The organism is Clostridium pasteurianum BC1, from assembly GCF_000389635.1.
In the GTDB taxonomy this organism is placed as follows: domain Bacteria; phylum Bacillota; class Clostridia; order Clostridiales; family Clostridiaceae; genus Clostridium_I; species Clostridium_I pasteurianum_A.
On sequence record NC_021182.1, the window covers coordinates 2288473 to 2308725 of the forward strand.

A 20253-nucleotide genomic window follows, 5' to 3' on the forward strand; every position below is an offset into this window, starting at 1 on the left:
AATGAAATTAAAATAAAATTAACAGATATGCGAACATGCTAATATAAATAGAGAGGGCTTTAGGATGAATGATGAATTAAGTTTTGGTAAGTTTATTTCAGATAAAAGAAAAGCTCAAGGAGTAACATTAAGAGGAATGGCTGATTTAGTCGGAATATCTAATCTTGAAATATCTGTGTTTGCGAATGGGTCCTAACAGTCAGTTTATATCTAGGGGGAAGCTCATTGTCTAGTAGCAAGGAGTTGACTTCCAGTCATCTCCTAGGGGGACTGACACCATAGCAGAAACTGGAAGTTTATGCTTGGTAATTAGCATATAGAATATAAGTACAAAAAAGTACACTGCAATATGGAGTGTACTTTTCTAGGTTGATAATTAAACAAAAATTTAAGTGAGAATCAATGATTAAATATCATTGTAGTTTGATTATTCACAAAAGTATGAAAAATATCCAAAAAGCTTGGAATGAAAAGAAAGGGAGCAGCAATTATATAGATAGGAATTATGAATATAATGTAATAAAATAGAGATAAGGTTTTACCAAAGCTCTATTTGTATATTAAGTTAATTCCCTTACTGTCCATGTATCTTATATAATAATCACCATAGTTAACTTTCCCTAAATTTGAGATAATATCTAGACGTATATTATTATAAGTATTTCTCAGTTTTTTTAATTTAGAATCATACATAAAATAAAATGATATGGATACAAAGAATATAAAGAATTCAATCACATCTATGGTTCCAGGCACTCTTGGAAACTCACCTGTACCAGTTAATCTAAATGAAAGAAATCCTGAATATGTTGTAAAACAATTGTACATAATTACTAACAATGAAATACATAGAATTAATATAAGAAAAATATTAGTTAAAGTAATACTTTTTATTTCTTTCATAATTTTTATAATCATATCTGTTTTCTTTCGCATTGAATAATTAAGATCATCATAATATTTATACATAAGTCCTCCAATTAAGTAATTCAGTAAATTATATAGCATTTAAAGAGAATTTATTACAAATTTATAAATACATTGAAATATTTGTTAATATATTTATTATACAAATTAATTTATGTTTTTACATAGTTCTATTGATTAATAATATATGCATTTTTTACAAATGTTCTTTACAATCAAAGGAATTTTATACCATATATTGTCTGATAAAAGGAATTTACAATGAACATATGTTCGTGTATAATAATGGTTATAAAATATAAATGAAAAGGGATGTATAATATGAATGATAGATTAATTTTTCATATTGATGTCAATTCAGCTTATTTGTCTTGGGAGGCTACATATAGAAAACAACATGGTGAAAAAGTGGATCTTAGAGAGATTCCATCAGTAGTTGGTGGAGATGAAGAAAGCAGGCACGGTATAGTTCTTGCAAAATCTGTTTCAGCTAAAAAATATAATATAAAGACTGGAGAAACTCTATATGAAGCAAGACAGAAATGCCCCGAAATTGTTATTGTACCTCCAAGATATTGGCTTTATATACAGTGCAGCAATGCATTCAATGAAATACTGAATGAATATACACCTAAAATACAAAGATTTTCGATTGATGAAAGTTTTTTAGATTTTACGGGCATGCAAAATCTGTATCCTGATCATATGGATATTGCCTTTACAATAAGAGAAAGGATAAAAAGAGAACTAGGTTTTACTGTTAATATAGGAATTTCTAATAATAAACTTTTAGCAAAAATTGCTTCAGACTTCAAAAAGCCTGACAGAGTACATACGCTATTTCCGTGGGAGATAAAAGAGAAAATGTGGCCGCTACCTGTAGAAGATTTATTTATGGTGGGTAGGGCAACTTTGCCTAAATTAAATAAATTGAATATATTCACAATAGGAGATTTAGCACAATATGACTTAGAAATATTAAAATCCTTTCTTAAAAGTCATGGAGTACTTATATGGAACTATGCTAATGGAATTGATGACTCACTTGTAAGGAAAAGTAACCATATTGAAATGAAGGGTCTAGGAAATTCTATTAAATATAGTATATTAGATATAGGATAGATAGTAAAAAATGATTACTACTTATCCTATATTTTTTATACTTTATATTTTTTAAATACATACATAAAAACTAGTATAGTTAGTAAATAATAATATATAAAGATAGAGAAAATGTAGGAGGAGTAGAAGTTGTGAGGGTACAGGAAGTAATATTAGATAGGAACAAAAAAAGGTATATGCTACTCGATAATGAAAAATTACCAATAGTACCAGTAGTGAAATATTTAAAATATCTCGATAATACAGGGAAAAGCAGTAATACTCAGAAGACCTACTGTTATAGTTTAAAGCTATATTTTGAGTTTTTAAAAGAAATGCAAAAAGACTATCGGCAAGTTGATATAAATGCGTTATCCGATTTTGTAGGTTGGTTACAAAACCCTTACGAAAGTTGTAAAGTAACAAGTTTAAAGCCAATTAAATCGAAGAGGACAGAAAAAACAGTAAATCTTACTGTAACAGTAGTAACTAATTTTTATGATTATTTGTTTAGGAGTGAAGAAATTGAAAATGATATACTTCAAAAACTAATGGGTCAAATATCTACTGGCAGACATAGGGTATATAAAGATTTTTTATATCATGTAAATAAGGATAAACCTATAAATAAAAATATACTAAAAATCAAAGAACCGAGAAAAAAGCTAAATGTGCTTACTAAAGAAGAAGTTGAAAAAATCTATAAAGCAACTACTAATATAAGAGATAAATTTTTAATAGAATTACTCTTTGAAACTGGATTAAGGATTGGTGAGGCTTTATCTTTATTTATAGAGGACTTTATTTGTGACTATAATAAAGGGCATAAAATTAGATTAGTAGATAGAGGAGAACTTTCTAATGGAGCAAGACTAAAGACAGGAGAAAGAGAAATATATATATCACAAGAGTTAATGGATTTATTTGATGATTATATGTATGAAGTTTTGGATGAATTAGAGATTGATACTAACTTTGTATTTGTTAAATTAAAGGGGGAAAATCAAGGGGGGCCTATGAGTTACATTGAGGTAAGCGCTTTATTTAAAAGGCTTAAAGAAAAAACGGAAATAGACGTACATCCTCATCTTCTAAGACATACCCATGCTACAATTTACTACAGGCAAACTAAAGATATTAAACAATTGCAGGAGAGATTAGGGCATTCCCAAATACAAACAACAACGAATATGTATTTACACCCTTCTGATGATGATATAAGAGCAAGTTGGGAAAAAGCACAATCAGCTTTTAAAATAACAAATAATGGAGAAAAGAAGGATACTTAATAATGAGTAATAACTTGAAGATACTAGGTTATAATGACATAGCTAAATATAATGAAAAGATAATTGATACCTTGTCAAGTTATACAGAAACATATGTTGAAGCTAATAGAAATGTTACTTATAAAATAGTAAAAGACAATTATTTTCTAATTAATAATGATTGGAACATTAGTTTTATTGGTAATATAGAGCAGTTTAAAGCTCAATACGCTACATTTCAATATGCATGGAAAAATATAAAACTTAGTTTTTGTAGCGATTATAACTTAGGATTAGAAATTAAATATATTTTATATAACAAATTATTTAATAATGAATGGTCTCTTAAAACTGTAGTTTCGCTTCATTTGGCTTCACTTAAAAAAGTATTTGAATTTATGAGAGAAAAATACCCTTTATCAGACTCTTTATTACAATTAAATATTGAAACTGGGAGCTTTCAATGGGTAGATTGGCTTGAAAGTAAAGATATTAAAACAACGATAGAAAAGCATTATGATATTTACGATAAAAAATATAAGGAAAAAACAACAATTGCAAACTTTTTATCTTCAATTTATAAATGGCTTGAAAATGAAACAGATACAAGAGATGAGTGGGAAAAGGATATTTGGGATGTTGTAAATCTTAAAAAATATGGAATATATTATATAGAGTCTAATTGTGCACGTTATATTAATTTTACAAAAATAAAAAATTTAAATATTAGAGAATCAATAAAAAGATACTTTAAGCAAAGATTTTTAAGTAAAAATAAATTTACATTGGAAGGCGCATTGACATATTTAAAGTATCTGCCAAATTTTATTAATTATGTTTTAGAATTAGAGCCTTCTTGGAATGATTTAAAACAGTTGGAAAGGAAGCATATTGAAAAATATATAGAATGGCTTAATGTCTATACGGAACAAAATTTCACAAGAAAAGAATCTAATCCTGAAAGCTATCAAAGACTGGCATTAACTATGATTAAAAAATTTTTACTTGAAATTCAAATGAGAGAATATGAAATAGCCCCATATAAAGATATTAGAAAACTTCTTTTTTTAGATGACATGCCTACATTAAAAAATAAGCATTATGATAATATAAAGTATATTCCAGATATAGTTTTAGAACAATTATTTAAATATATAGAATGTTTAAGTAAAGACATTCAAGTAATAATATGGATTATGTATAAAACAGGACTTCGGATTTCTGACACTTTAAACTTAAAACAAGATTGCTTAATACGTATAAACAACAAATATTGGATAGAAACAGATGTTAAAAAGACCTATGTAATCGAGCATAGAATTCCTATAGATGATGAATTAGCTAGCTTAATTGCCATACTTATTGATACCTCGAAAAAAAATAGCAATATGGATAATAACCCTAAGAATTTAATTTTTGTTAGATGCACAGGTAAAAGAAAGGGGAAAACATATCTTAGGGCTTCAATATCTAGAGCCTTAAATAAAATGGCTCTAAATCATAATATAATAGATGAGAGTGGTAATAAATTTCATTTTAATAATCATGCATTCAGACATACTTATGCAATAAAGCTTCTTAATGGTGGTACTGACATATTTACTGTGCAAGAGTTACTGGCTCATGCATCACCTGAAATGACTTTACATTATGCAAAGTTACTTGATGATACTAAAAGAAAAGCTTTTGATAATGCAGTAAAACAAGGTGTATTTAGTTTTGATATTGAGGGAAATCTCCAGGATGAGACAAATAGAGAAATACCAGAAAATATACTTGATATGCTTTGGACTAACCATAAACTAAATGCTATTGACACACCTTATGGTACTTGCTTGCAAAGAAGTAAAGGGAAATGTACCTTTGCAAAGCAGCCGCCATGTTTAACTTGTGATGGAGGTAAGCCTTGTAAGGATTTAAGTGTAGGCATCTTTGAAGGTGATATTAAAAAATATGAAATTCATATAACTTCTACAAAGGCACTTTTAGAACAAGTAAAAATATATAACCGCAAAGATATGGTTCTAGAAAATGAAGAGATTCTTAACTGTTATAATAGAATATATAGCACTATCAGCTCTGGAAATATTATTTATGGTAGACTGGATAGATTAAGGAAACAAGGTGATGTAAGTGAGTGAATATGACCGCAAATCTCATTTAGAGAAGTTACATTCTGAAAGGAAAGCTAACACTCGAAAGAAGATTGATGAAGCAATACAAAGGCTTATAAGGTCAAATAAATCTATAAATTTTAATAGCGTTTCAAATGAAGCCGGATTATCTAAAGCAACTTTATATAATAATTCTGACATAAGAGAAAGGATTGAAACTTTAAGAAATCAACAAGCTCAAGTACCTACCCCAGCGCAGGTTAAGAGGGAAATGGATGAAAATAATAAAGATGCTATAATTGCAAGTCTTAAAAGGAAAATCAAGAACCTATTAGAAGAAAACAAGCAAATAAAGGAGCAAGTAAAGATTAGTTATGGAGATATTTATAAGAAAATTTAATCGGGGGGAAATTTGGTGAAAGAAGAAATATTATCTGATTTTCCACAAATAAAGTCAGATATAAAACAAAAAATAGTTGGGAAATACTCTTCTTCTGGCATTTTAGAATTAAGTGAAGAAGATGAAAGAATCATTACAGAAATAGAGACAGAAGGCAAAAAATTCGATAACAAAGTTATATGCGTTATAGATGGTATTATGTCTGTTGGAGATACACAAATTGCAGTTACTAGTTATACCTTTACAGATAATGAATTTAAACCCTATAAATATAATGGGTGTCTAGTAATTTATGCAAAATGTTATAATCACACATGGAATTAAATGAAATCGGAATTATTGGTATGGCAGAAAAAAGTGGAATTGTAACTTGTGCATTTTGAAACATACTGCAAATTGGTATATTAGTGTAACGTGTAAGTCGTTGATTGATAAAAAAGTTGCACAATTGATTAATCTTAGTTTAGGACCAAAAATCAGGAGCAGACCATAGCAAACACTCAAAATTTAGGCATGAAACAAAAGTCAAAGTGCTAAAAAATCACTTTGGCTTTTGTTTTAGTTTTAAGTTGGTGTGGAGGTAATATATGTGTAATCAATAGCAAAGTAGATTAATTAATGTAGATTTCAAGTAATTTCAATGATGCACAATATATTTTTGTAGCATTAATTAATCTCCACTTTTCACTTCATAATGCGAATGATCCTCCAAACCCAATGGATTCATTGAAATTATAAAATATAATTATTTAGAATTTTTATACAAAGGTGTAATTATTCAAACTTCATAAAGTCTTCATAAATTCAGTAAATATTTCTTTAAAATAATCTATTAAAATAGGCTTAGAGAAGAATTGAAAGGAGTGAGATTTTATGAAACACTTGGTAATTATACCAGCTTATAATGAGGGGCAGAACATTTACAATGTGGTAAAAAACATAATAAATAGTACCTCAGAATTTGATATTGTGGTTATTAACGATGGATCTAAGGATAATACATACTTTGAGGCAAAAAAAGCAGGCGCGAAGGTATTAAATCTATCAAGTAATTTAGGTGTTGGAGGTGCAGTTCAGACTGGATATTTATATGCATACGATAATAACTATGATGTCGCTGTACAAATTGATGGTGATGGTCAACATTGTTCTGAAGACCTACTTAAACTACTTGAAGAAATTAAAAGAAATGAAGTGGATATGGTAATTGGGTCTAGATTTATTGGCGAAGGTCATTATAAACCTAGTCTATTTAGAAGTATTGGAATAAAGTACTTTTCTAAACTTGTGTCTTATCTTTGTAAAATTTCTTATTATGATACAACTTCAGGTTACAGAATAGTGAATAGGAAAGCCATAGAGCATTTTATCAATTATTATCCTCAAGATTATCCTGAAGTAGAGACAATCGTGTATGCTGTAAAAAATGGTTTAAAAGTAAAAGAAATTTTGGTTAATATGAATAAAAGGCAGGGTGGTAAATCTACTATAACACCGTTAAAGTCAATATATTATATGATAAAGGTGACTTTAGCATTAATAATTGAGAAACCAAGTGAAGGTGCACTTCAATGAATATATTTTGCTTGTTTGTTTCTATAACTTTTCTAGTAATAAACGTTACATTAATTAAAAAGAGAAGAGTGGAATTTGAGTATAGCTTGTTATGGATAATGGTATGTACTCTATTAATAATATTTTCTGTAGATGAAAAACTTGTTGAGTTTTTGGCTAGTAGTTTAGGAATAATTTATGCACCTGCATTTTTGTTTTTGGTTGGGATAATGTTTAGCCTTTCAATGATTTTTTATCTTATGATAGTAATATCTGATATGAAAAAGAAAATAACAAAACTTATACAAGTAAATGCCTTATTAGATTATAAAATTAATGAAAGGTTGAAATAAGATGAATTATTTACTGCTTTTCATTAATGTAATTATGTTGGTGTCAGGTCAAGTTTTATGGAAAATTGGAGTAAGCAAAATACATTTACAATTATCGGCTAAAGGTGTAATGGATGCTATATTTAATCCTTATATATTTTGTGGAGGAATTATTTATGTTTTTGCTACTGCAATTTGGTTATATTTGCTTTCTAAGGCACCATTGAGTAAAATATATCCACTTCAAAGCTTATGCTATGTATTTGGAGCAATAGCAGGAGTTATTTTTTTTAAGGATAGTTTTAATTTAAATAGAACCTTTGGTCTTATATTTATTGTTGGTGGAGCTGTTTTAATTGCTTCAAAATAAAGGGAGTGTGAAGATATTGTTTAGTTTAAGAGATGAAAAAAAAAGAACAAAATACGGTTTATTAATTATAGAAATTATTTTTATCATGGCTGCACTGATTTCTATTTTTAAATATGGAAATTCGCTTCTTTTAGGAAGTCTTGAGAAGTTTGATAATGACGATGTGAAATATATCAGAAGTGCATGGAATTTAATAGATAATAAAATATTGTCTTACGAAAACGTTAAAGAATCTACACTTTATATCATGCCTGGTTTAACCTTTGTGTTAGCGTTTTTCATGATGATTTTTGGAAAGATGCAGGGGTTAGTTGCATTTAAGGTTTTTCAGATGATGCTTCAGGCAGGAAGCATATACCTAATATTTCTTATAGGAAGGAAGGTTTTCGGGAGTAGAGTGGGATTGATAGCTTCAGTAATAGATGTTATATATATTACTGAATTATTTGTTGTAAATACAATACTAATGGAATGTATATCTAAGTTTTTGCTTCTGCTTCTAATATATATAAGCATTTATGCCATAGAGACAAAGAGTGTTAAGCTGTATGCCTTAGGAGGCATTATATGGGCGATATCCTGTTTATTTAAACCAACAATGGTGGTTTATCCGATATTAATTTTGGTTATTTGGATTAAGAGTAAGTATAAGTTTTCTGAAATACTTAAATATACTACATTAGTCTTAATAATATTTTGTACAATAATGTCTCCTTGGTGGGTTAGAAACTATATAGATTTTAATAGATTTATACCATTTACAAAATCAACTGGCAATCCATTTCTTCAAGGAACATTTATAAATTATGATCAGAGCGAAGGTTGGGGAGTGCCATATGTAAAAGGCAGAAATGCTATTGAAAGTGATGAAAATGAAACAAAAGCAGGATTACAAAGACTTGAGAAATACGGTAAAAAGCAACCATTTAAATTTGTTTTTTGGTATACTATAGGTAAAACGCTTTTATTTTGGAAAGATCCGTTCTATTGGAGAACAATTTTTAATATTACTTTTCTAATAGCAAATGTTATTCATAAAATAATTTTATTATTAGGAATTATAGGTATGGTAAAGGGAGCAAAGGAAAACTCAAATGTAGCACTATTGATTGGCGTGTTATTATTTTTAAATTTAATATATTTACCATTCTATACTTTTTCAAGATATTCTTATATTGCAATGCCTTTAGTAATGATATTTGCAGCTTTTAGTATAGATAAGATTATAATAAGAAAGAAGAGGAATTTATTAGTATGGAAAAGAACACCGTGTTAGTAGTAGATGATGAGAAAGATATTAGAGAAGTAATTGAAATTTATTTAATGAATGAAGGAATAAATGTAATTACTGCTTCAGATGGGATTGAAGCCATAGAAAAACTCAAAACTAATAGAGTAGATCTAATAGTTCTAGATATTATGATGCCGAAGTTAGACGGGATAAGAACATGCTTAAAAATCAGAGAAGAGAAAAAATTACCCATTATTATGCTTTCAGCTAAAATTGAAGATAGTGATAAAATATTAGGACTTAATGTTGGAGCAGATGACTATGTAGCAAAACCTTTTAATCCTCTTGAATTAGCTGCAAGGGTAAAATCACAGCTTAGAAGATATCTGAATTTTAATGAAGAGAAGAAAAATAGTGAGGATGAAATCATAATAGATGGGCTTACATTAAATAGAGCTTCAAGAGAAGTTTTTGTGGATGGAAGTTTTGTAAGACTTACTCCCTTGGAGTTTTCAATATTAGAAGTATTGGCTTTGAATAGAAATAGGGTGTTAAGCACTGAACAGATATATAAACAGGTGTGGAATGAAGCTTTTAATAATGCTGATAACACTGTAGCAGTACATATAAGAAACATAAGAGAAAAAATAGAAATAAATCCACGAGAGCCAAAGTACATCAAAGTTGTTTGGGGAGTTGGGTATAAAATTGAAAAATAGGATTAAAAAAATTTTATTTGGAAGTATTACTAGAGAGCTATTATTGGTTAATATAGTGAGCTTTGCTTTGGTTGTTATAGGAGTAATAATTGCTATCGGGATGTTATATGCAAATTTTGATAGTAAAGATACTCCTGATAAAATGATAGCAGACGCCAATAGTTTATATGTTGAAGTCGGAAGGTATGTAACCCGAGAGGATGAGGGGTCTAACAACTATTTAAAGCAACTAGGTAAGCATTATGGGTTTAATGCTGCAGTTACTGATTCTAGAGGGAATATAATTTTAAAAACAGCAAATGTAAACACTGATAAAATTGATGTTGAGAAAGTTCAACAAATCTTTCAAGGCAAAGCGTATAGGTCAAATGATACTTTTTATCAAATATACAATGTAAAACTTGGAAATAAGGATGCAATGCTTTTTGTTTGGAAGCTGCCACAATTGAATCGAATTACCAATATTGGTAAAATAATAGTATTAATAGGAATACTTCCAGTAATCATAGTAGTGGTGTTAATATATATTTTAATTAGAAGAAAGGCTAAATATATAAAAGATATATGTAGAGGCATAGAAACAATTTCACAGGGAAATCTTGATTATAGAATTGATAAAAAAGGCGTAGATGAATTATCTATATTATCAGATAAGATTAATAGTATGACTATTGATTTAAAAAATATAATGGAAGATGAGAGAAAAGCAGAGCGATTAAAGAGTGAGCTTATGACAAATGTATCTCATGATTTAAGGACTCCACTGACTTCTTTAATTGCATATCTACAACTAGCAGATGACGACAAAACTTCATTAAAGGATAAAGAGAAATTTACTGAAATAGCTTTACAAAAGTCAAATAAATTAAAAAAGCTTATAGATGATTTATTTGAGTATTCAAAGCTTGAAAGTGGAGCAATTAAACTAGGAAAAGAAGAAATAAATATTGTTGAAATAATTGAACAGAGCATAGGTGAGCTTTCTATACTTGCAAAAAAACGAAATATAACTTTCCATAAAAGCTTTAGTAATAGCATTTTTTTAAAAGTAGATCCAAATAAAATAGGCAGAGTTTTTGAAAACGTGATTTCTAATGCTGTAAAGTATAGTACTGAAGGAAGTACAATATATATTGATATTTCTCAAAAGAATGATGGATTAATAATTAGCTTCGAGAATATAATAAATGAAATATTCGAAGAAAACGTAGAAAAATTATTTGATAGATTTTATAGAACAGATGAAGCTAGAAATTCTGAACAGGGTGGATCAGGACTTGGACTTGCTATTGCAAAAAATATTATTGAACTCCATGGCGGGATAATATGGGCAGAGGTTGAACAGAAAAACTTCAAAATGAATATACGATTAAATTAAAAGATTAATTACATAGCGTTCATCGCCTATTTAAGGCATCAATACTATTCATTTTATCAATTAAAAATTATTAAAAGAATCCTTAACAAAATATCTACAGAATATTAGGTGAAAGAATATATTACATATGTATAGTATATTCTTTCCTTTATTTTTCAAGGCTTTTTTAAAATTAGGTATTGATAAACATGTAAATGGATTTTATATAAAATGTAACTAGATTTAAATATAAAAGGAGTAGCTCATCGTTACTCCTTTTACCAATATATATAACTATACCTCTTACATTTAAAGTTATATATCCTAAAAAATAAGCAGATTTATTAATCTCTTACATCGATAAAAGGTGTAAGGGATTTTTTCTTATACATAGATATAGCTATATATCAGTGTGTACTATATGAGTTTGGAAGTGTATGCTAGATGGTAGTTTATTCCAAGACATTCTTTCGTAGCTCGTAAAATCTTATTTTGCACTAGCTAAAGTATTTAATGTCAGAGATAACTGTTCTGCAGCTATTATGTGTTTGCATTTTTTCCTTTCCTCACGTTTTTGAAAAGTAAAATATCTACAATCACAAACAGTATGATTTAAATCTACATTATAAAATTTATTGCTATCTTTACTACTTTGAGCAATGTATAGTCCATCACCAATGTATGTTACATTTATAATTCTTGCTCTGTATTTTGGATTTTTACATAAAAAGTGAGCTTTTGTGTTTTTATTTCGTGGAATCCATTTATACTGTATTTTCCAAGGTGCATTATGAATAGAAGACTATGATACTATTAAAACCATTTTAGAAGTTGATAGATTCAAGTTTGTATATGAAAAAATGGTTTAGATGAATGGGTATTGGAGAATTAAATATATTTTAAGTGAAGAATACATACAAATCAGTATTTCACAAGTCAAAAATATTTTCAAAACAATCTTAGGAAAAAATATAAATAAAAATTTCTTGAATCAATGTAATTTTGTAGAAATAAGTATATATACATTGTAGAACATAAAAAATATTTATGTAATAGCAACTGCAGCTGGTATAAAACATAATCCAATTAGTTAAGACAAGATAAATCATGTTGTATTAAATCAAAGTAAATAAGTTGTAAATATATTATTTAAAATATCAGTACATAAATCAATTAATAAAATTTAATATAGTCAAACCAGGCCTTTAATACACTTCAAAAATGTAATTTATAAAGGTCTAGTTTCCTACTGCCTTTTTTAGATAGTAGGTCAGTTATCTAAGCACTGGAATAACTATAAAAAATCCAGTAGGTTAGTTGAGCCAATGCATAAAATCAACTATAGGCACATTAAAACACTATACCCTTCTTTAGTGGTGCTTATGTAAGGTGAGGACTACCACTAAAGGTTCGGTAAGGTTGCTTGGCAGTATTTTTACTGGGTAGGCATTAACATTCTTATTTTTTGTAAGAACTTATAGGACAAGCGTTATAAGTTAAAAGTTAATGTTGAATTAGCAGTAAATAAGAAGGGTATTGATGGGGCAGGGCAAGGCTTTAAACCAACTGTAAATTAATAGTTTATCTACTTACTAGCAATTAAGATTTTTTATCTTTTTGCTTTTAGGTAGGTAAATTATATCTAAAACAAAAGCAGACATTACCCAAATGTAAGAGGTTTAATTTCATAGATTAAGTGTTTAATCAAAAAAAGTTAATTAAACAGGAGTTGAGATTATGAAATCAAGAAAAACAGGTATAAGTACAAGCTATATAGTAGATGTTGGAAAGAAGAATAAAGAGTGGAACAGGAAAGGTAAAGCAAAATGCATAGAGTGTAAATACTTACAGTTTGGTTATTATTGCAGTAAGAAGAGAAGAACCCCAGCATATGTGAATGAGAAAAGACAGTGTAAATCTTTTATCCGATGACTACCCACTCTAATATTTCCATCGCACTCTGTGAAAGCGACCAAATACAAAATAAATTTTGTTTTGTCTGCTTTTCTTCAAAGTGGGAGTCAAGAGTGGCTATGTCCCTGGATAACGATTTACCCTAAAGGACAACGATTTCTAAGTATCACAAACTGATACTAAGAACTCTGTTAGTAAGCATCAGATGGAATAAAGACTCCACCTGATAACAAGAACTCTGCTTATAAAAAAGAAATAAACCGTATGCTATTTACAGACATAAGGAAGTCCAATATTACTTTTGGGTTTTAGTTCTATATGGTCTGAAGAAGGCTCGAATTTCTTCAGCTAGAAGTCCTGGTTCTTCCATGGCAGTAAAATGCCCACCTCTAGCCATTGTGGTCCAACGAGTGATATTCAGATTACGCATAGCCCATTCTTTTGGCGGTAGCAATATGTCGGCTGGAAAAATAGCTATGCCTGTTGGTACTTCTATGTGCCCCATTGGAGGCAAAGAATGTGTGTTTTCATAATATATACCTGCTGATGATCCTATAGTATTTGTAATCCAATAGATCATTATATTAGTGAGTAGTTCATCTTCACTAATTTTTTGTCTTATATCACCATTACAATCGCTCCATGCAAGAAATTTTTCAATAATCCAAGCTGCCAAACCGACTGGTGAATCAGAAAGTCCGTATGCAAGAGTTTGTGGTTTTGTCGATTGAATAGACATATAACCTCCCTCATTGGAAATCCATACAGGAGCACTTTTCTTGTAGTGTAATTCTTCTTCTGAAAGTTCTATATTATCCTGAGAAGTCATGAGATCTCTAATAATACCGATATCAGTTAGATGAATTCCAATTAGAAGCTCTGGATGGCTCAATGCCAAATATCTTGTGACGCCAGAACCAATATCCCCACCTGCAGCAGCAAATTTGCTATAGCCAAGTTTTTCATTCATTAGTTTTGCCCAAAGCTCTGAAATATCATAATTGTTTATACTACTATGTTTAGGAAGGCTAGAGAAGCCAAATCCAGGTAGTGAAGGGACAATTACATCAAAAGAATCCTCTGGATCACCGCCGTGACTAGCAGGATCAGTGAGAAGAGGTATGATCTTTTGATAGCGTATATAACTGTCAGGCCATCCATGAGTAAGGATAATTGGTATAGGATTAGGCCCATTACCCTTCTCGTGGATGAAGTGAATATCTATTCCATCCACGTTACATTTAAATTGTGAAAAACGGTTTAACTGGCTTTCTTGTTTGCGCCAATCAAATTGTTCTCGCCAATAAGAAACCAGGGACTTCAAATAATTTATTTCAGTACCTCTTTCCCAACCTGAGCCTTCTAACTGATCTGGCCAGTGGATATGATCCAGCCTGTATTTTAAATCATCAAGTACTTCATCAGATACTTGGATATGGAAGGGTTCAATAGACATAATGATTCTCCTTTCAATAAGTTATAGCAAAATTTGTTAACCATAACTTTTCTTCAGTAATTATTAACAGTATATCATTTAAAAATTATGATACAATGTTATAAATGAAGCTTTAAACTATACTATTTGTTAATGGAGGAATATTTATGCCCCAAATGGACCGTCATAAGAATAGAACTGTATATATTGAATTTATTGCAGATGAAAGTTTTAATAATCTCCCATATAAGGAGAGATTCACTATAATTTTTATTACAAGTGGAAGTATGAATTTACAACTGAATGACTATCCCATAAAAATTGTTGCTCCAAGTATTCTTTGTTTGTCTATGGAGGATACCATACAAGTTTCCGAAAAGCAAAATGTATCTTCACAGTCATTTTGTTTCCATCCTGATTTTATTAATACAGCCCATTTTTCTGAATCCCAGGGCTATATGTCAACCAGTTTAAAAATAGAAACAGGTCTTTCGCTTTTTAAAAAATATAATATTCATAATGGGTTATATACTGTAACTGAGAAATCCTATCCCAAATTATATGAGTGGTTCTTTGTTATAGGAACAGAAGTATATGCACAGAGCGATTCATTTTGGGTGTGCAGAATAAAAAAGTACCTAATACAAATATTAGGGTTACTTGAAGAGTTGAGCCACCATAGCGAACAATCACCTGTTGGCTTAGTTTTGGAATATATACACACAAACTATTCTGATAAAATAAGTTTAGAAGACTTAACAAGATGTGCTCATTTGAATCGCGTGTCACTAAATAAAATGTTTCAGGATTTATGTGGATGTACAGCAATGGGATACTTATTGTCATATCGTTTAAAAGTTGCAGAGAATCTTCTGACGCATACAGGTATGAGCTTGAACGAAATTGCACGTGCTACTGGGTTTGAGTATGATACGTACTTTATAAAACAATTTACTGCTAAAAGAGGTATGACTCCAACGGAATTTCGGAATACCTCGCGTGAGTTTGCATATTACCAATAAAAATCAAATGTTGCGTAATGGTAGATGGCAAATGATGGCTGAGCCCATCAATTATGACCGTCCTGTTTCAGGAATAAGTCTGGCTGGTTCATTTGCAGATGCATGGTGTCGTCAAAATCAAGAAGATACTATTGGCTTAATTCCTTGTGCTGAAGGTGGAAGCTCACTGGATGAATGGGCTGTAGATCAAGCACTTTTTAGACACGCAATAACTGAAGCTAAATTTGCTATGCAGAACAGTGAGTTAACAGGAATTCTATGGCATCAAGGAGAAAGTGATGGTATTCATATTGATGCAATTTCTCAAAGAAAATTTGGTTTAAGATATTTTGAAGCCTTTTTTAATAAGCAACATGTATTGAAGCCATTAATTAATGAAAATGAGTTGATAAATCTTAATCATGCTAGAACATATACCAAAGTAGAAAAGATGTATATAAAAAGTATGGATTTGGCGTTAGGGAAAATATCATATGATGAATTCGAATCTCAACTCATACAAATCAACAATGGTTAAACTTTATAATTATGAAATAACTATTAGCATAATTTTGATGAAGAATATAAAGAAGGTGTTTTTTTGATACCATTACTAATTTTAGGTTTATTAAAACAAAATCCAGGTTCTTACGGATACGAATTATTAGCCTTAATGAAAGAGAGACACTATAAATATATAGTAAATTTCACTAAAGGGTCATTCTATTATAATCTTCAACAATTAGAAGAAAAGCAATATATTAAAAAAGTTGACCAATTAGACAATACTAGAGAGACGCATAATTATATCATCACTGAACTAGGGGATAAAGAATTTGAAAAATTGATGTACAAGTATGGCTCTAAGACAGAGTATATAAACTTATCTTTTTATGCAGCAATGTTATTTGCTAATGAATATAAAAGCGAGGATCTAACAAAACTAATAGAAATACAAATCGAACAAACTAAAAAGAAAATTTCATTATTAGAACAATCTCTTCAGCATTATGAAACTATACCTACTTATTTTAAAAAAATGTTGGAAAATTCACTTTCTCATCATTTAGTAAATGTTCAATGGTTTGAAGGATTGTTAAAAGATATAAGAAATGAAAATTAATTGAATTCATGCACTTTACGAGCTTTTTTAACTTTAACATAAATGGAGAGGATTTTAGAAATAAAGAAGTCATTCAGGGTGTTAAGGTAAGAGTTGGAATTTAATATGGTGTAAGTGGAGATGTCAACCAACAATACTAATTAAAATTATTGTTGATTGACATTTTTTCATACATAATTATTTTAACTAAATATTTTATAGGATATAATATAGGAATAAAGCTTTTATAAGGAGCGGTTAATATGTGTGATAAAGCAAATAATTATGATTACAATAAATTCTTACAAATATTAAAAGAAACAAAGGGAATACATAATTCATTAAATGAGTTGTTAAAATATGATTTTATATATCATTCTAATAAAATAGAAGGTAGTACATTTACTACTGAAGCTTTGCAAATGTTGTTTGAAAAAAATATAGTCATGGGAACACATACATTAGATGATGTTCAGGAAACGGTTAATTCTTTTTATACTTTTGACTTAGTTATTGAATGTCTAGGGGAAAAAATTACTGTAGAAATGATAAAAGAGTGGCATTCCAGTTTAATGTATAGAACAAGATTATATGATATGGGACTTGCTGGAGTATTTAAAAAATATCCTAATAAAATATTGGGAGCAGATTTTGATACAGCTAATCCATGGGAGACAGAAGCGAAAATAATTGCTTTGGTTAGTAATTTTAACTGTTTAAAAAACATAACTCTAGAAGATATAGCAAAATTCCATGTTGAATTTGAAAAAATTCATCCTTTTCAAGATGGTAATGGAAGAATTGGACGATTTGTGTTTTTAAAGCAATTACTAGATAATAGATTACCACTTCAGTATATGAATGGAGATACTTCTGATGATTATAAGAAAGCACTAGCTAATTGCAGAAATGATGATGTAAGTTCATTAATACATTATATAAAAAAACAGAGAGATTTTATTTATGATAATATAAATATGTTTTGAATAGATTAAGGGAAATACTGTGAAAGGTAACTGTGACCTTTAAATTTCATAGTTTATACAAAAAAGAACTTTTAGAGCCGGAGATAGCAAAAAAAGTAATTTCAAAAATAGCTAAAGGAATTAATTCTTTAGAAGATATGCTTTTAAGAAATGCATTAGTAGCTGATGAAAGACTGGCTTACAAAGGTATACGAAAAATTATGGTTGATAATTATATTATATTCTATATTGTTACTGAGGATAGTAAAACAGTTACAATTATTAGAATACTATATGGAAGACGTGATTGGATTAATTTATTATAAATTGGATTATTAGCAGGGATTTAACCCTGTTTTTTCTTTCCTAAAATAGAAAGCAATTTCATAACTATGAATAAATTAATATTTTAAAATAAGTTGCGAGGGATTTTTTCCCACAAGCAACTTCCACACACTACATTATTTTTTTATACAGTGGTATAATAATTTATATTAAATTACAAAAGGGAAGAAATATTATGGAAGAATCAAAGCTTATGGAAATAATAAAGAAAAATCCTTATGCCATAGCACATATAGATAATCCTACAGATGAGATGAAGCTATTGGCAGTTAAAAAAAATGGACTTGCACTAAAAAATATAAATAACCCAAGCAAAGAGATACAGGAAGCAGCTATAGAAAATAATGGAAGAGCTATTGAATTTATAGATAACCCTTCAGAAGATATGAGGATAAAAGCAATAAATTCTGGGTGGACTAATTTGGAGTTTATTAGGAATCCAACGGATAAATTAATTGAATTGGCTATAAATCAAGCTGGATGGGCTATTAAATATATTGATAATCCAAGTGAGGAATTGCAGTTGTTGGCTGTAAGAAAAAATTACGAGTCATTAAAGTTTATTAAAGAGCCCTCTGATCGTGTACAAGAAGAGGCTGTAAAAATAAGCTATGACGCATTGAGATATATAAGTTCACCTTCTTATAATGCACAGCTTATGGCTGTAAAGAATAATTACAAGGCTATTAATCTTATAAACAATTTAGATAAGAATAAAATATTGGAATTTTTAAAGGTAAATTTTTTAGTGATTAAATATTTTATTAAAGAAATAACTAAAGAGGAATTAGAACAACTGTTAAAGGATCAATTGTCAAAGGAAGATGTTGATGAAAAATATGTGAGAGAGTTTTTAAATTATAGCAATATGGATAAGAATAATCACATTATACCAGAGGATAAGATAATGTTTATTTATAAATACGGAAGTAAAAAAGCTAAAAAAATAACTGTAGATGAAAAGCTGAAAATTGTATAGGGGGCGAGTACAATGAATTTTACAGATACATTAAAAAGTGTTGATTTAGTACTAGCTACTGGGGAAGTTCCATTAATAGTTGGTGAAAGCGGAATAGGAAAAACGGCTTTAGCAAGACAAATTGCTGAAGAAAATAATTTTAGTTTAGTTGTAATTGACGGTAATCTCCTTAAAGAAGGTGAAATAGGCGGCCTTCCAACTATAGAAGCATATGAAAAAGTTAATAATAAGGGAGAAAAGGAACTAAAGAAAACCACGGTATATGCAGTGCATAATAGGCTAAGGGAAATTGATGAAGAAATATCCAAAGGCAAAACAGTTCTTTTATTTATAGATGAGATAAATCGTTGTGAACATACAGTACAACAGGAGCTTATGAATTTAATATTAAATAGAGAAATTAATGGATATAAGCTGCATAAAAGTGTAAAAATATTGGCAGCTATGAATCCTTCAAGTAAATATGGCTATGATTATCAGGTTGTAGATATGGATACAGCACAGGAAAACAGATTTGTATGGCTATATATGGAGCCTGACCATATTAAGTGGTTAGATTGGGCAGCAAATGCAGGAATTGAAGAAAAGGTTATAGAGTTTATCGGAGCCTTTCCGGAATATTTATATAAAATAAATGAAGATGATATAATGGCAACTCCAAGAAGCTATGAGAGAATTTCTGCTGCTTATAAAATTTATAAAGATAAAAAATCTTCAATACCTAGAGCTGTTTTTTTAAATGTTATAAAAGGGAATGTAGGAAAATTAATTGCTGAAGAGTTTGTCAGCTTTATTGAATCAGATTATAATCCACTAATATCTTATGAAGATGTTTTTTCAGGAGATTCTCTTAATGAAGCTATTATAGAAAGAATAAAAAACGAAAGTCATACAAGACTTTATCTATCTGCAAAAAATATTCTAAAAAATTTGGAAGCAAATATAAACAATAATAATTATGATTCAGATTATTATATTAACAGACTTAATGAGCTTTTAAAAATATATCCTGCAGATTTAAGGATAGGAATTATGAAGGATATTAGAAACAGTTATAGTGAAATATACAAACATGTCATTGAAAATGAAACTTTTGTAGAATCCTATTTTGAATCCTATAATTTAATAAGGTGATAGTG

Annotated in this window: 21 protein-coding genes and 2 pseudogenes; 20 read left to right on the top strand and 3 right to left on the bottom strand. The window is 29.1% G+C overall.

Annotated features, from left to right (window positions below):
* The first annotated feature begins 64 nt into the window (after nucleotides 1-64).
* Complete coding sequence (locus CLOPA_RS26485; RefSeq protein WP_015615438.1) at nucleotides 65-196, top strand: hypothetical protein; 132 nt, start codon at nucleotides 65-67, stop codon at nucleotides 194-196.
* A gap of 353 nt (nucleotides 197-549) precedes the next feature.
* Here CLOPA_RS26485 and CLOPA_RS10685 read toward each other — a convergent pair whose 3' ends face one another.
* Entirely contained in the window at nucleotides 550-969 is a 420-nt protein-coding gene (locus CLOPA_RS10685) for a hypothetical protein (RefSeq protein ID WP_015615439.1), read from the bottom strand.
* Between the two features lie 279 nt (nucleotides 970-1248).
* On the opposite strand from CLOPA_RS10685, the pseudogene CLOPA_RS10690 reads away from it, so the two are divergent.
* The 11 genes and pseudogenes from CLOPA_RS10690 to CLOPA_RS10740 form a co-directional block, all read left to right on the top strand.
* Nucleotides 1249-2019, top strand: a pseudogene (locus CLOPA_RS10690) (DNA polymerase Y family protein); the annotation flags it as partial.
* 161 nt (nucleotides 2020-2180) lie between these two features.
* A complete protein-coding gene (locus CLOPA_RS10695) occupies nucleotides 2181-3317 on the top strand; it encodes a tyrosine-type recombinase/integrase (RefSeq protein WP_015615441.1) in 1137 nt (378 codons plus the stop codon).
* A gap of 2 nt (nucleotides 3318-3319) precedes the next feature.
* A complete protein-coding gene (locus tag CLOPA_RS10700; protein WP_015615442.1) occupies nucleotides 3320-5437 on the top strand; it encodes a tyrosine-type recombinase/integrase in 2118 nt (705 codons plus the stop codon).
* The gene (locus CLOPA_RS10705; protein ID WP_015615443.1) at nucleotides 5430-5810 is read left to right on the top strand and encodes a DUF6262 family protein; all 381 of its coding nucleotides are present in this window, start codon (nucleotides 5430-5432) and stop codon (nucleotides 5808-5810) included. Before CLOPA_RS10700 ends, CLOPA_RS10705 begins: the two co-directional genes overlap by 8 nt.
* Before the next feature lie 15 nt (nucleotides 5811-5825).
* On the top strand, nucleotides 5826-6134 hold the full coding sequence (locus tag CLOPA_RS10710) for a hypothetical protein (RefSeq protein ID WP_015615444.1): 309 nt from the start codon (nucleotides 5826-5828) through the stop codon (nucleotides 6132-6134).
* Nucleotides 6135-6683: 549 nt separating this feature from the next.
* A complete protein-coding gene (locus tag CLOPA_RS10715; protein WP_015615445.1) occupies nucleotides 6684-7385 on the top strand; it encodes a glycosyltransferase family 2 protein in 702 nt (233 codons plus the stop codon).
* Nucleotides 7382-7717, top strand: a complete 336-nt coding sequence (locus tag CLOPA_RS10720; RefSeq protein WP_015615446.1) for a DUF2304 domain-containing protein — start codon at nucleotides 7382-7384, stop codon at nucleotides 7715-7717. The genes CLOPA_RS10715 and CLOPA_RS10720 overlap by 4 nt, the downstream gene beginning before the upstream one ends.
* Before the next feature lies 1 nt (nucleotide 7718).
* On the top strand, nucleotides 7719-8066 hold the full coding sequence (locus tag CLOPA_RS10725) for an EamA family transporter (protein ID WP_015615447.1): 348 nt from the start codon (nucleotides 7719-7721) through the stop codon (nucleotides 8064-8066).
* A 7-nt stretch (nucleotides 8067-8073) separates the two neighbouring features.
* Nucleotides 8074-9342: an ArnT family glycosyltransferase gene (locus tag CLOPA_RS10730; protein WP_431602576.1), complete on the top strand. Its 1269-nt coding sequence runs from the start codon at nucleotides 8074-8076 to the stop codon at nucleotides 9340-9342.
* Complete coding sequence (locus CLOPA_RS10735; RefSeq protein ID WP_015615449.1) at nucleotides 9321-10016, top strand: response regulator transcription factor; 696 nt, start codon at nucleotides 9321-9323, stop codon at nucleotides 10014-10016. Before CLOPA_RS10730 ends, CLOPA_RS10735 begins: the two co-directional genes overlap by 22 nt.
* Nucleotides 10006-11394: a HAMP domain-containing sensor histidine kinase gene (locus CLOPA_RS10740; protein WP_015615450.1), complete on the top strand. Its 1389-nt coding sequence runs from the start codon at nucleotides 10006-10008 to the stop codon at nucleotides 11392-11394. Before CLOPA_RS10735 ends, CLOPA_RS10740 begins: the two co-directional genes overlap by 11 nt.
* Nucleotides 11395-11860: 466 nt before the next feature.
* On the opposite strand, the gene CLOPA_RS26805 is transcribed toward CLOPA_RS10740, so the two are convergent.
* Nucleotides 11861-12169: an SWIM zinc finger family protein gene (locus CLOPA_RS26805; RefSeq protein WP_080648377.1), complete on the bottom strand. Its 309-nt coding sequence runs from the start codon at nucleotides 12167-12169 to the stop codon at nucleotides 11861-11863.
* Between the two features lie 941 nt (nucleotides 12170-13110).
* On the opposite strand from CLOPA_RS26805, the gene CLOPA_RS10745 reads away from it, so the two are divergent.
* On the top strand, nucleotides 13111-13305 hold the full coding sequence (locus tag CLOPA_RS10745; protein WP_015615451.1) for a hypothetical protein: 195 nt from the start codon (nucleotides 13111-13113) through the stop codon (nucleotides 13303-13305).
* A gap of 277 nt (nucleotides 13306-13582) precedes the next feature.
* Here CLOPA_RS10745 and CLOPA_RS10750 read toward each other — a convergent pair whose 3' ends face one another.
* Complete coding sequence (locus tag CLOPA_RS10750; protein ID WP_015615452.1) at nucleotides 13583-14743, bottom strand: epoxide hydrolase family protein; 1161 nt, start codon at nucleotides 14741-14743, stop codon at nucleotides 13583-13585.
* Nucleotides 14744-14889: 146 nt separating this feature from the next.
* Between CLOPA_RS10750 and CLOPA_RS10755 the strand changes: the two genes are divergently transcribed.
* From CLOPA_RS10755 to CLOPA_RS10785, 7 genes and pseudogenes are all read left to right on the top strand, one after another.
* Nucleotides 14890-15744, top strand: a complete 855-nt coding sequence (locus CLOPA_RS10755) for a helix-turn-helix domain-containing protein (RefSeq protein WP_015615453.1) — start codon at nucleotides 14890-14892, stop codon at nucleotides 15742-15744.
* A 4-nt stretch (nucleotides 15745-15748) separates the two neighbouring features.
* A pseudogene (locus CLOPA_RS10760) lies at nucleotides 15749-16261 on the top strand (sialate O-acetylesterase); the annotation flags it as partial.
* Between the two features lie 63 nt (nucleotides 16262-16324).
* A complete protein-coding gene (locus tag CLOPA_RS10765) occupies nucleotides 16325-16846 on the top strand; it encodes a PadR family transcriptional regulator (protein WP_015615454.1) in 522 nt (173 codons plus the stop codon).
* A 242-nt stretch (nucleotides 16847-17088) separates the two neighbouring features.
* The gene (locus CLOPA_RS10770; protein WP_015615455.1) at nucleotides 17089-17811 is read left to right on the top strand and encodes a Fic family protein; all 723 of its coding nucleotides are present in this window, start codon (nucleotides 17089-17091) and stop codon (nucleotides 17809-17811) included.
* 32 nt (nucleotides 17812-17843) lie between these two features.
* Nucleotides 17844-18116 (top strand): type II toxin-antitoxin system RelE/ParE family toxin, encoded by a 273-nt coding sequence (locus CLOPA_RS10775; RefSeq protein ID WP_015615456.1) that lies wholly within the window; start codon nucleotides 17844-17846, stop codon nucleotides 18114-18116.
* A gap of 194 nt (nucleotides 18117-18310) precedes the next feature.
* Nucleotides 18311-19114 (top strand): hypothetical protein, encoded by an 804-nt coding sequence (locus CLOPA_RS10780; RefSeq protein WP_015615457.1) that lies wholly within the window; start codon nucleotides 18311-18313, stop codon nucleotides 19112-19114.
* 12 nt (nucleotides 19115-19126) lie between these two features.
* Complete coding sequence (locus CLOPA_RS10785; protein WP_015615458.1) at nucleotides 19127-20248, top strand: ATP-binding protein; 1122 nt, start codon at nucleotides 19127-19129, stop codon at nucleotides 20246-20248.
* Nucleotides 20249-20253: the final 5 nt, after the last annotated feature.